Raw genomic sequence first — 12463 nt, 5'->3', positions numbered from 1 at the left:
GACCGTTCGAGTACCCACTGCCCGGTTCGCCGGGCGGTGGGTACTCGGCGCTGACTCTGGACGGGGTGCGGTAAACCGGGTGAGTGGGGTGGGGTCACCGCCTAAACTGGTCGTTGCCATGTCTGATGCCCGGACCGAGTCCTCCAGTCCTTCCCCAGCTCCTCGTCGCGAGGCCGGTTCCGCAGCGGAGCCGGCGCGCCGCCCACGACGTCGCGGCGGCCGCGGCCGCCGACCCCACGGGGCCTCGGGGCAGCCGGTTGAGGTGGGGCCGGAGCTGGGCGAGGTGGTCGGGCGGCTGGGCGAGCTGACGGCGTACGACCGGGAGCAGCTGGGGCGCCGGCTGGAGCGGGTCCGCGGGACGAAGGACCCGGCGAAGCGGGCCGACGCGCTGGAGAGTGTGATCGCGGCGGTCGAGCAGGCCGAGCGACGGGTCGACGTACGACGCTCGTCGGTGCCGGAGATCACGTACCCGGCGGAGCTGCCGGTCAGTCAGCTCAAGGACGACATCGCGGCGGCGATCCAGGCGCATCAGGTCGTGATCGTCGCCGGTGAGACCGGCTCGGGGAAGACGACGCAGCTGCCGAAGATCTGCCTGGAGCTCGGGCGCGGCATCCACGGCACCATCGGGCACACCCAGCCGCGGCGGCTCGCGGCGCGCACGGTCGCCGAGCGGATCGCTTCCGAACTCGGCAGCGAGCTGGGCGAGACGATCGGCTTCGCGGTCCGGTTCACCGACAAGGTCAGCGAGCGGTCGCTCGTGAAGCTGATGACCGACGGCATCCTGCTCAACGAGCTGCAACGCGACCGCGACCTGAGCCGCTACGACACGCTCATCATCGACGAGGCGCACGAACGCAGCCTGAACATCGACTTCATCCTCGGCTACCTCAAGCAGCTGCTCCCCCGCCGCCCCGACCTGAAGGTGATCATCACCTCGGCGACCATCGACCCCGAGCGGTTCGCCGAGCACTTCGCGGACGCCGCGGGCACGCCGGCGCCGATCGTCGAGGTCTCCGGCCGGACGTACCCGGTCGAGGTCCGCTACCGCCCGATCAACGACCCCGACGACCCGAGCACCCTCGAGCGCGACCAGACCCAGGCGATCCTGGACGCCGTCGACGAGCTCGAGTACGAGGCGGACGGCGACGTCCTGGTCTTCCTGAGCGGTGAGCGCGAGATCCGCGACACCGCCGACGCGCTGAACGACAAGTACGCCGCGCAGCGCGGCCGGCCGAACGCCGTCGAGATCCTGCCGCTGTACGCGCGGTTGTCGAACGCCGAGCAGCACCGCGTCTTCCAGCCCGGCGGCAACCGGCGGATCGTCCTCGCGACCAACGTCGCCGAGACCTCGCTGACCGTGCCCGGGATCAAGTACGTCATCGACCCCGGCACGGCGCGCGTCTCGCGCTACAGCCACCGGACCAAGGTCCAGCACCTGCCGATCGAGGCGGTCAGCCAGGCCAGCGCCAACCAGCGCAAGGGCCGCTGCGGCCGGACGAGCGACGGCATCTGCATCCGGCTGTATTCCGAGGAGCACTTCGAGGCCCGCGCCGAGTTCACCGACCCGGAGATCCTGCGCACGAACCTCGCCTCGGTCATCCTGCAGATGACGGCGATCGGGCTGGGCGACATCGCGGCGTTCCCGTTCATCGACGAGCCGGACAAGCGCAGTATCGCCGACGGTCTCCAACTGCTCACCGAGCTGGGCGCGATCGAGAACGCCAAGGCGGGTGAGCGGCATCGCCGGCTGACCTCGATCGGGCGGCAGCTGGCGCAGATCCCGCTCGACCCGCGGCTGGCCCGGATGATCGTCGAGGCCCACAAACACGGCTGCGTGCGAGAAGTGATGGTGATCGCCGCCGCGCTCTCCATCCAGGACCCGCGTGAGCGGCCGACGGACGCCGAGGCGCAGGCCCAGCAGGCACATGCCCGCTTCCGCGATCCGAACAGCGACTTCCTCGGCTACCTGAACCTGTGGGCGTATCTGAAGAAGCAGCAGAGCGATCTGTCCGGCAACCAGTTCCGCCGGATGTGCCGCAGTGAGTACCTCAACTATCTGCGCGTCCGCGAATGGCAGGACATCTTCGCGCAGCTCCGCCAGGTCGCGAGCCAGATCGGCGTCACGCTGAACAGCGGCGGGCCGGCCGACCCGCAGATCGTGCACCTCTCGCTGATGTCGGGCCTGCTCTCGCACCTCGGTATGAAGGACCCGGCGAATCAGCACCAGTACATCGGCGCCCGCGGGGCCAAGTTCGCGATCTTCCCCGGCTCGGGGCTGTTCAAGAAGCCGCCGCAGTTCGTGATGGCGGCCGAGCTGGTCGAAACGTCGCGGCTGTGGGCGCGGGTGAACGCCAAGATCGAGCCCGAGTGGGCCGAGGACATCGCGCAGCACCTGATCAAACGCTCGTACTCCGAGCCGCACTGGGAGCGCAAGGCCGGCGCGGTGATGGCCTACGAGAAGGTCACGCTGTACGGCGTCCCGATCGTTGCCCGGCGCAAGATCAATTACGGCAAGGTCGACCCGGAGACGTCGCGGGAGCTGTTCATCCGGCACGCGCTGGTCGAGGGCGACTGGGACACCCACCACAAGTTCTTCCACGAGAACCGCAAGCTGATCGCCGAGGTCGAGGAGCTCGAGGAGCGGACCCGGCGGCGCGACCTGCTCGTCGACGACGAGACGCTGTTCGCGTTCTACGACGAACGGATCGGCGCCGAGGTGGTCACCGGCCGGCATTTCGACACCTGGTGGAAGAGCGCCCGGCAGCGCGATGCCGATCTGCTCGATTTCGAGCGGTCGCTGGTCGTTCGCGAGGGCGCCGAGGTGAAGGCCGAGGAGTTCCCGCTGCACTGGACGCAGAACGGGATGACCTTCGACCTCACCTACGCCTTCGAACCCGGCGCCGACGCGGACGGCGTCACCGTGCACCTGCCGCTGCTGGTCCTCAACCAGGTCGGCGCGGACGGTTTCGAGTGGAGCGTGCCCGGTTTCCGCGAGGAGCTGCTGACGACGCTGATCAAGTCGTTGCCGAAGGCCATCAGGCGCAACATCGTCCCCGCGCCGGATCACGCCCGGCAGATCCTGCCGCTGCTCGACCCGGCCGACGGCGCGCTGACGACCGCGATGGCCAACGAGCTGCGGAACCTGCGCGACGTGATCATCGACGACGCCGACTGGGACTGGTCGCGGGTGCCGGAGCATCTGCGGATGACGTTCCGGGTGCTCGACGACCAGGGCAAGACGGTGGCCGAAGGCAAGGATCTCGCGAAACTCAAGGAGCGGCTGAAACCGAAGACGACGGCCGCGATCTCGAAGGTCGCGTCGAAGGCGGTCAGCGGGCTGGAGCGCTCCGGCCTGACGGACTGGACGTTCGGCGACCTGCCGCGGAGTTTCTCCGAGCACCGCAACGGACTGACGGTCGCCGGCTACCCGGCGCTGGTCGACGAGGGCAAGACCGTCGCGATCCGGCTGCAGGAGACCGAGCGCGACCAGACTGCCGCGATGTGGGCCGGGACGCGGAAGCTTCTGCTGCTCACGATGCCGTCGGTGATCGACGTCGTCCAGCGACATCTCAGTAGTACGCAGAAGCTGACGCTGATGGCGGGTCCGCATCGCAACGTCGGCGAGCTGCTGGACGACGCGATCGCGGCGGCCGTCGATCAGTTGATGACGGCCGCGAACGGCCCGGCGTGGAACCTGACGGCGTTCTCCGTACTGCGGGACGCCGTCCGCTCCGAGCTGGCCGATACCGTGCTCGGGATTCTGCGCCAGGTCGAGCAGGTGCTCGGTCACGCGCGCACGGTGGACAAGGCGATCTCCCGGGCGTCGAGCCCGGCCCTGCTCGCCGCGCTCTCCGACGTCCGCGGTCAGCTCGAAGCCCTCATCCACCCCGGTTTCATCACCGAGACCGGCGCCAAGCGGCTCCCGGATCTGATCCGCTACCTGCGCGGGATGGAGCAGCGGCTCGACAAGATCGGGGCGAACGCGATGCGCGACCGCTCCGGGATGGCGATCGTCCAGACGCTCACCGACGAGTACCAGCTGCGTCTGCGCGCGGTCCCGACCGGTAAGTACCCCTCCCCCGAGCTTCTCGAAGTGCGCTGGATGCTGGAGGAGCTCCGGATCAGCCTGTTCGCCCAGACGATCGGTACGCCGTACCCGGTCTCGGACAAGCGGATTCGCAAGGCGCTGGCCCAGAGTTAGCCGGCGCAGAGTTAGCTGTCGAGCAGCCGTTGGCCGATGCGGTGAACGGCTGCGCGGAGTTCGGGTGGGTCGAGGATCTCGAACGGCCAGGGGATGCGGGTGGTCTGGAAGACGAGGGGGCCGAGGTCGTTGGCACCGAAGCGGAGCTCGCAGCTGGTGGCATCGATGGGGCTGACGATCACCTCGGTGGCCGGCAGGACGCGTTGCGCGGTCTCCGCGTCGACCTGAGCGCGGACCCGGGCGACGATGTCCCACGGCGCGACTCCGGCGCCTTCGGCGACGAAGGCGATCGGGTCGGGTGGGTCGTCGAAGCGGTGCCGGACGCCGGTGCGCTCGGGCGCCGTGATGCGGTCGACCCGGAACGACCGCCAGGCCTGGCGGTCGCGATCGCGGGCGACCAGGTACCAGCGGCGGCCGGTGTGGACGATCTGAAGTGGTTCGACGCGTCGGTCGGACGGCGTGCCGTCGTGCGAGCGGTACCCGAACCGGAGTCCTTCGGTGTGGCGGCAGGCGGCGGCCAGGGTGGCGAGGACGTCGGCGTCGATCGTCGGCAGCTCACCTTGCGGCAGCTGGCTGATCTCGGCCCCGATGGCGGCGACCCGGTCGCGGAGCCGGGCCGGGAGAACCTGCTGCAGTTTGGTCAGCGCGGAGATCGAGGCCTCCTCGACGCCGGAGACGGTGGTGGTGGTCGCGACGCGGAGGCCGACGGCCACCGCAACCGCTTCCTCGTCCTCCAGCAGCAGCGGTGGGAGGTGGCCGCCGGTGCCGAGGCGGTAGCCGCCGCCGATCCCGGCTTCGGCCTCGACGGGATACCCGAGAGAGCGCAATCTCGTGACGTCCCGGCGGACGGTCCGGGGTGTGACGGCGAGCCGCTCGGCCAGCTCGGCGCCGTCCCACTGCGGACGGGTCTGGAGCAGCGACAGCAGTCGGAGGAGTCGCGCGGCGGTATCCATGGTGAAGTTCATTCTGCCTCGACCTGCGGACCGATTCTGTCCGCAGGTCGTCCTACGGTGGGGACATGACCACGACACAGAGCATTGTGGATCTGTCCGATTTCGCCTGGGAGCGGTTACGCGACCGGGTCCAGGGGCTGACCGACACGGAGTACTTCTGGGAGCCGTTCGATGGCTGCTGGACCGTGCGGGACGGCGTACCGGACCTCGAGAAGCTGCCGGTCGAACCGGCGCCGTTCACCACGCTCGCCTGGCGGATCACGCACATCATCGACATCCTCCAGGAGGAGCGGACGGCGACCTGGTTCGGGCAGCAGCCTGCGCCCGGCGACGGCGAGCCGCCGGTGCCGAGAACGGCCGAGGAAGCGGGCTCTGCGCTCTCGCACGCGTACGACGTCTGGCGCCGGCGGCTCTCCGCGCTGAGCCAGGAGGACCTCGACCGCCCGATGGGCCCGATCGCCGGGCCGTTCGCCGAGCACGACGGGACAGCGTTCGCGCTGCACATCGTCGACGAGCTCATCCACCACGGCGCGGAGGTCGGGACGGTTCGGGACTTCTATCGCGGCACCCACCCCGAGGATCCGTTCAGCGCCGCGCTCGCCGGTGAGCTGACCCCCGCCGAGCGACCGGCCCTGTTCGCCGAGGCGGCCGCGGCCCGGAAGTGGGAGCTGCTCCCCCAGCTCGCCGACCTCGGCTTCGAGGTCAGCGCACGGACCGAGAGCGGTTTCACCGCGGCTCACCTCGCCGCCGGGATCGGGGACGTCGAGGCGCTGCGCTTCCTCGTCGAGCGCGGCGCGGACCTTTCGATTCCGGACGCGCGGTTCCAGGCCGACGTACTCGGCTGGGCCAAGTGGTTCGACCAGCCGGCGACGACGGAGTACCTGCAGTCGCTCTGATCAGGGCACGAATGCGCGCTGCGACGTCCGCCGGAACTCGCGCGGCGAGAGCTCATGCGCGATCGTGAATCGGCGGCTGAAGTAGGACTGGCTGCTGAAGCCGCAACGGTCCGCGACGGCGGCGATCGGCAGATTGGTTGCCGCTAGCAAAGATGCCGCGTGTTCGAGGCGGAGGTCGGTGACGAAGTCGGTCGGCGTCCGCCCGTAGGCGGCGCGCATCGAGCGGGACAGGTGTGCGGGGCTGACCGCGGCCAGCTCGAGCAGGCGCGGGAGCCCGGCCCTCAGGTTGGCTTCGGACCGCATCGCCGTACAGGCCGTGCCGAGCCAGCCGGGCACGTCTCTCGGCGCGGCCTCGGGCGCGACCGGCTGGAGGAGGTCGATCCAGAACCGCAGCAGGTCGTAGGTGGTCGGCGCGTTCTGGAAGCGGTCCAGCGCGTGTTCGAACGCAGGGAGCGCTCTCTCGGCGTGAAACCGGGCCGGGCAGGCGCTGCGGGTCAGGTCGAGAAATCCTTGCCAGGCCGAGCTCGGGAACGCGATGTTGATGAACTCCAGCCCCGCGCCGCGGATCGCGTGCTGGTCGGCCGGCCGAACCAGGACGACGTCGCCGCGCACGAGCGACTCGGAACCGGTCGACAGCAGGTGCTCGCCCGTCCCGGACACGACGCCCATGAACTCGTGGAAGTCGGCGTGGGTGTGCAGCTCGGTGTCGCCGGAACGGGCCGGGATGCGGACGCGCGCCGCGTGGTACGGACGACCGAGCGCGTGCGACTCGAACCGCAGGAGCTGAATCACCTCAACACAGTACAAATTCCGGTCAGCACGCTGCTAGTAGTCACCGCACCGCGAACTCACCATGGACTCATGTTCGAAGACGACGGCTACGTGATCTTCCGCGATGTGATCGACCCGGCCCTGATCAAGGAGGTGAATGATCATGTCGAGTGGCTGCAGGCCCGGCATCCGGAGGTCCGGCCCGAGCAACTCGGCCACATCTACCTGCGCGACGACCCGTTCTGGGTACGCCTGGTGAGCGACAACCGGCTGCTGGACATCGCCGAGCAGTTCGTCGGCCCGGACCTCGCGCTCTTCGCCTCCCATTACATCTCCAAACCGCCGTACTCCGGCCAGCCGGTGCTCTGGCATCAGGACGCCGCCTTCTGGCCGCTCGACCCGATGGAGGTGGTGACACTCTGGCTGGCGGTCGACCACTCGACCCCGGAGAACGGCTGCGTGCGGGTGATCCCGGGCAGTCATCGGTCCGGCGTGGCCGGGATGCGCGAGAACACGACCGTGGAGAGCGTTCTCGGGCAGGAGATCGCGGTCGAGGTCGACGAATCCGCCGCCGTCGACATGATCCTCGCGCCTGGCGACGTCGAGGTCCATCACCCGAACATCGTGCACGGCAGCAACGCCAACACCTCGCCGCGGCGCCGCTGCGGGCTCACCATCCGCTACATCCCGACGTCCACCCGGATCACCGACCCCGAGACGCCGTACCCGAGCGCCTTCCACCTGCGCGGCGAGCCGGGCGTGAACAGCTACCAGCCGCGCCCGGCGTACGACGCCGCCCGGCACTTCGCCTTCGCCGACAGCGATCGATGGACGTGAAAAACCCGCCCCGGCCGGGTGGCCGGGGCGGGCAAGAGGTGTGTGTCGGTTACTCCAAGCAGATCCGGAACGGATGACCCGCGGGGTCGGCGTAGATCCGCCAGCCACGGGCGTTGTCGGCAGGAGGTGGGTCGAGCGGGTCCAGCGGCTCCGCTCCGAGCGCGACCACGGTGGCGTGGCCACTGGAAAGGTCCTCGACGATGAGGTCGAGGTGGAGATCCTGCGCATCGGTGCCGGGCCACGTGGCCGGCAAGTACTCCTCCGAGCGCCGGAAGGCCAGCGTCGAGAAACCGAGCGAGGAGCCGGGGCCGGTCAGGCTCCGCCAGTCCTCGTCACCGTTCTCGTCGACATCCAGCCCCAGCAGCGCCGAGTAGAACTGGGCGAGCTCCAGCGGGTCCGGGCAATCCAGAACCACCGAGCCGAGCCGCCCGGCAGTACTGCCCGGCTGCTCTGCCACCTGCGTCATCTGTCCTCCAGCTTCTGTTTCATGAACAGCCTGCCCTTGTCGAGCAGGACCGACGGACCCTCTGGTCGGAAGGCCCGGCCGCCTACGATGACAGGTCGGCACGACACTTCGCACCTTTCGACACGCCTCCCTGACACCTCAACCTCTTCGCAGCGCGGCAGTACCCGCTCGGCGGGTATTTCATCCGGGTCCGGCCGGATTGCTTCCTGCGCAACGCGACTTGCCTCCAGTTGACGCGGAAGGCGCTTGCCCGAACACTGCGGTCATGAAGCGACTAGCCCGCCCCCGTGTTCCGCTGATTGGACTGCTCGCGGCAGCCCTGTTGGCCACTCCACTCTTCGCCACCGCGCAACCGGCCGCCACACCGGCGCCGGCGCTGATCCCCAAGCCGGTCTCGCAACAAGCCTTGCCCGGTCAGACCTTCACCCTGCAGCCCTGGACGACGGTCGGCGTCGTGACCAGCGCCAAGGAGCGCAAGGCGGCCTACCGGGTCGCTGAGCAGCTCTCGTCGCAGCTGCGGCGCTCGACCGGTTTCCCGGTGCCCGTCGTACCCGCCGTGGGCACGATCCGGCTCTCGACCAACGGCCCGAGCTCGCTCGGCGCCGAGGGGTACGAGCTGCGCGTCGAGCACTCGACCGTCACCGTCACGGCCGCGACGCCGGAGGGCCTGTTCCGCGGTGTCACCACGCTGCGCCAGCTGCTGCCGGCCAAGGCCGAGGCGCCGACCCGCCAGGGCGGCCCGTGGAAGATCGCCGGGACGAAGATCTCGGACTCGCCGCGGTACGCGTACCGCGGCGCCATGCTCGACGTCTCCCGGCACTTCTTCTCGGTCGCCGAGGTCAAGCGCTACATCGACCTCGCGTCGCTCTACAAGCTCAACAAGCTGCACCTGCACCTGTCCGACGACCAGGGCTGGCGGATCCAGATCGACAGCTGGCCCAAGCTGACGACGTACGGCGGCAGCTTGGAGGTCGGCGGCACCCCCGGCGGCCACTACACCAAGGCCGACTTCGCGGAGATCGTGAAGTACGCCGGGGAGCGCTTTCTCACCGTGATCCCGGAGATCGACACCCCGGGGCACACGAACGCCGCGCTGGCGTCGTACGCCGAGCTCAACTGCGACGGCGTCGCCCCGCCGCTCTACACCGGCACCAAGGTCGGCTTCAGCTCGCTGTGCGTCGCGAAGGACCTCACCTACGACTTCCTGGACGACGTGTTCCGCGAGGTCAGCGAGCAGAACCCGGGCGACGTCCTGCACCTCGGCGGCGACGAGGCGCACTCGACCCCGCACTCGGACTACCTGACCTTCGTCCCGAAGGCGGCCGGTCTGGTCACCAAGCACGGCAAGCGCGTGATGGGCTGGCAGGAGATCGCAGAGACCGCTCTCCCGGCCGGGAGCATCGCGCAGTACTGGGGCACGGACGACGCCCGCTCGCGGGATCTCGCCCGGAAGGCGGCCGCTCAGGGCGCCCAGGTGGTGCTGTCCCCGGCGAACCGCGCCTACCTGGACATGAAGTACCACAAGGACACTCCCCTGGGTCTGGACTGGGCCGGCCTGGTCAGCGTCGAGAAGTCCTACAGCTGGAACCCGGCGACGCTGATCCCGAACCTGCCGGAGAGCGCGATCGCCGGCGTCGAGGCGCCGCTGTGGTCGGAGACGCTGGACGATATCGACAAGGTCGAGTTCATGGCGTTCCCGCGGCTCCCCGGAATCGCGGAGCTCGGCTGGTCGCAGGCCTCGGCGCTGGACTGGACGACGTACAAGGACCGGCTCGCCGGTCAGGGCTCGCGCTGGGACGTGCTCAGCGTGAACTTCTACCGCGCGCCGGAGATCGCCTGGCGTTGACCTTGTTCACAGGTCGGCGGCAGCCGACCTGAGCTCGGCCAGCTCCTGCTGAGCGAGCTCGGCGAACTCACTCCGGTTCGCCGGGCTCGCCCACAGCGCGTACGCCCGATGCATCGCGAGGCCGCCCAGCTCGGCCGCGATCAGCGCCGTCCGCTCGGCGACGCCGCGTTTCTGGAGCGCCTCGGCCATCGCCGCCGTGATCGCGGCCTCCTTCATCGCGCTGCGCTCCCGCAGCTCCCGGTTGCCTGCGATGACGGCGATCAGCCGGGGCCCGTAGTCCCGCCGGCCCTCCACAAACGCCTCAGCGGCCGCCTGCAGCGCCGCAACGACCGCCTCCAGTGGCGTCGCCGCCTCCTCGGCCGCAGCGATGCCGTCTGCGGTCAGCCGGCAGAGCAGGTCCTCACCGGCGAACAACACCTCGCGCTTGTCCGGGTAGTGCCGGAAGAAGGTGCTCTTGGTCAGCCCGGCCCGCGTCGCAATCTGGACGACGGTCGTGCTGTCGTACCCCTGCTCCTCGAACAGCTCCAGGGCCGCGCGTAGCAGCCGCTCCCGTGGCTCGGGTTCCCATCGGGCCATGCGGCCAGTCTATGCGTGACGGGACTCAGTCGCGTCCGCGCAGCACCCGGTCGAGCAGCCAGGCCGTCGAGACGTCCAGATCCTGTTCGGCGACTACGTACTGCGTCGCCTGGGCATCGGCCGTCTCCCGGGTCTCCAGCCGGTAGACGTACCGATCGGGCTGCGGGCGGCCGGTGCCCAGCGAGGCGCCGGCCAGGGCCCGGACGGCGGCCTCCAACTGCTCGGCATCCGGCTCGGCGGTGGTGTCGAGCTCGGCCTGGGCAGTCAGCCCGGCGAACCCGCCGCTACGGCTCACGGTGACGATCAAGGGCGGTCTCCTCCGGGTCGGGGCACCACGATTGCGTGCCGCGCAACGATTGTCCAGAGTCGTGCGACACGCCGGAAAATTCGCTCATGAACGGACGGCCATTACCCGGCGTACCGGCCTTGTTGTCTCACGTTGCCAACCATTTCACCGGGGTTGTGGAGATGAATCAGCAGGTCGGCGCGGGATTCGGCAGTTCGGCACCGGTTCCGGACGGGTGAATTCGGGTGCTCACGGAGCGTGGCAACCGGCGACAATCAGCGACACGTGTTCGCGATCACCCCTTCCGCGTGGCCTCAGATCGGCTACAGTTATCGCGTTGCAGTTTTGGACTCCCACTGACTTTCGCTGTGCTGTACGGCCGGTTCTGTCGTCTGGGGCCTTTCGGCGACACGTGGCTCATGAGGTGTGGGTCGCGGTTTGTTACAAGCCATCAAGGAGATAGACACAAATGGCTGTCGGTACTGTCAAGTGGTTCAACGCTGACAAGGGCTTCGGCTTCATCACCCCGGATGACGGTGGCGCGGACGTGTTCGCGCACTACTCGGCCATCCAGACCTCGGGCTTCCGCTCGCTGGACGAGAACCAGCGCGTCGAGTTCGAGATCACCCAGGGCCAGAAGGGCCTTCAGGCGGAGAACATCCGCCCGATCTGATCTTCGGATCAGCCTTTCTCGTACTGAACGGAAGGGCCGCACATCTTCGGATGGGCGGCCCTTTCGCTTGCACTCACCGGAACTGCGGAATCACCTCGGCGGCGATCTGGTCGAGGAGGTCTTCGGAGCCGGCGTAGATGCCGTCGTGGCGGGGGTAGTGGGTGATGACGTCGGTGAAGCCGAGGGCGGCGGCGCGGCCGACGATGCCCTCGAAGGCGGCCAGGCTGGACAGGGCGTAGGTGCCGTTGTCGATCGAGAGGTAGCGGTCGAAGGGGCGGTCGCCGACGACGTCGTCCAGGCGGTGTTTGAGGTCGGTGACGCCGGCGAACCAGCTGTCGAGGTCGTCGGCCTTGCGGCCGGTGGTGACCCAGCCGGCGCCGTACTTGGCGGCCAGGCGGAGCGAGCGCGGGCCGTTGGCGGCCATCACGAACGGGACGCGCGGTTGCTGGACGCAACCGGGGAGCGTGCGGGCGTTGCGGGTCTCGAAGTACTCGCCCTTGTGATCGACGCCGTCCGTGGTGAGCAGGGTGTCGAGCAGCTCGACGAACTCGGTCAGCCGGTCGACCTTCGCGCGCGGGCCGAGCTCGGGGCCGCCCTGGATGGTGGTGTCGATCCCGCCGCCGGCGCCGATCCCGCACAGGAAGCGGCCGTCGGAGATGTCGTCGAGGGCGAGGATCTCGCGGGTCAGCGCGAGCGGATGCCGGAAGTTCGGCGAGGTGACGAAGGTGCCCAGGCGGATCGTCGACGTGACGAGCGCGGCCGCTGTGAGCGTCGGCGTCGTCCCGTACCAGGGCGAGTCCTGCAGGCCGCCCCAGGTCAGGTGGTCATAGGTCCAGGCGTGGTCGAAGCCGAGTTCCTCGGCTTTCCGCCAGCGCCGCTCCGCATCCTTCCACCGGTACTCCGGCAGGATGGTGATCCCGAATCGCATAACTCGCACCTTAGCCGGTGTGTCGGAAAC

The 12463-nt window shown here is 69.2% G+C and carries 11 protein-coding genes; 5 read left to right on the top strand and 6 right to left on the bottom strand.

All coding sequences use genetic code 11. The features are described 5' to 3' along the window. Nucleotides 1–262: 262 nt before the first annotated feature. On the top strand, nucleotides 263–4201 hold the full coding sequence (gene hrpA / locus HPO96_RS10510; RefSeq protein ID WP_337796574.1) for an ATP-dependent RNA helicase HrpA: 3939 nt from the start codon (nucleotides 263–265) through the stop codon (nucleotides 4199–4201). An 11-nt stretch (nucleotides 4202–4212) separates the two neighbouring features. Here hrpA and HPO96_RS10505 read toward each other — a convergent pair whose 3' ends face one another. Continuing rightward, nucleotides 4213–5166 carry a helix-turn-helix transcriptional regulator gene (locus HPO96_RS10505; protein ID WP_238354953.1) on the bottom strand — a complete coding sequence of 318 codons (954 nt, stop codon included), beginning with the start codon at nucleotides 5164–5166 and terminating at the stop codon, nucleotides 4213–4215. Nucleotides 5167–5219: 53 nt separating this feature from the next. Between HPO96_RS10505 and HPO96_RS10500 the strand changes: the two genes are divergently transcribed. Then, the gene (locus tag HPO96_RS10500; protein ID WP_171673163.1) at nucleotides 5220–6050 is read left to right on the top strand and encodes a DinB family protein; all 831 of its coding nucleotides are present in this window, start codon (nucleotides 5220–5222) and stop codon (nucleotides 6048–6050) included. Here the strand turns inward: HPO96_RS10500 and HPO96_RS10495 are convergent, their stop codons facing one another. Next, on the bottom strand, nucleotides 6051–6842 hold the full coding sequence (locus tag HPO96_RS10495; protein ID WP_171673162.1) for a helix-turn-helix domain-containing protein: 792 nt from the start codon (nucleotides 6840–6842) through the stop codon (nucleotides 6051–6053). A 69-nt stretch (nucleotides 6843–6911) separates the two neighbouring features. On the opposite strand from HPO96_RS10495, the gene HPO96_RS10490 reads away from it, so the two are divergent. After that, the gene (locus HPO96_RS10490; protein WP_171673161.1) at nucleotides 6912–7658 is read left to right on the top strand and encodes a phytanoyl-CoA dioxygenase family protein; all 747 of its coding nucleotides are present in this window, start codon (nucleotides 6912–6914) and stop codon (nucleotides 7656–7658) included. 49 nt (nucleotides 7659–7707) lie between these two features. On the opposite strand, the gene HPO96_RS10485 is transcribed toward HPO96_RS10490, so the two are convergent. Then, a complete protein-coding gene (locus tag HPO96_RS10485) occupies nucleotides 7708–8124 on the bottom strand; it encodes a VOC family protein (protein WP_171673160.1) in 417 nt (138 codons plus the stop codon). Nucleotides 8125–8389: 265 nt separating this feature from the next. Here HPO96_RS10485 and HPO96_RS10480 point away from each other — a divergent pair, with 265 nt between their 5' ends. Continuing rightward, on the top strand, nucleotides 8390–9970 hold the full coding sequence (locus HPO96_RS10480) for a beta-N-acetylhexosaminidase (RefSeq protein ID WP_171673159.1): 1581 nt from the start codon (nucleotides 8390–8392) through the stop codon (nucleotides 9968–9970). Nucleotides 9971–9976: 6 nt separating this feature from the next. Here HPO96_RS10480 and HPO96_RS10475 read toward each other — a convergent pair whose 3' ends face one another. Beyond that, a complete protein-coding gene (locus tag HPO96_RS10475; RefSeq protein ID WP_171673158.1) occupies nucleotides 9977–10546 on the bottom strand; it encodes a TetR/AcrR family transcriptional regulator in 570 nt (189 codons plus the stop codon). A 25-nt stretch (nucleotides 10547–10571) separates the two neighbouring features. Further along, complete coding sequence (locus tag HPO96_RS10470; protein WP_171673157.1) at nucleotides 10572–10853, bottom strand: protealysin inhibitor emfourin; 282 nt, start codon at nucleotides 10851–10853, stop codon at nucleotides 10572–10574. Nucleotides 10854–11301: 448 nt separating this feature from the next. On the opposite strand from HPO96_RS10470, the gene HPO96_RS10465 reads away from it, so the two are divergent. Next, nucleotides 11302–11505, top strand: a complete 204-nt coding sequence (locus HPO96_RS10465; protein ID WP_012921273.1) for a cold-shock protein — start codon at nucleotides 11302–11304, stop codon at nucleotides 11503–11505. 73 nt (nucleotides 11506–11578) lie between these two features. On the opposite strand, the gene HPO96_RS10460 is transcribed toward HPO96_RS10465, so the two are convergent. Further along, nucleotides 11579–12433, bottom strand: a complete 855-nt coding sequence (locus tag HPO96_RS10460) for an LLM class flavin-dependent oxidoreductase (RefSeq protein ID WP_171673156.1) — start codon at nucleotides 12431–12433, stop codon at nucleotides 11579–11581. Between the last annotated feature and the right edge of the window lie 30 nt (nucleotides 12434–12463).

Origin of the sequence: Kribbella sandramycini (genome assembly GCF_013131805.1) — a bacterium.
Classification (GTDB): Bacteria; Actinomycetota; Actinomycetes; order Propionibacteriales; family Kribbellaceae; genus Kribbella; species Kribbella sandramycini.
Note: the sequence above shows the minus strand (reverse complement) of the source record. Positions and strands in the feature narration are given on the sequence as shown.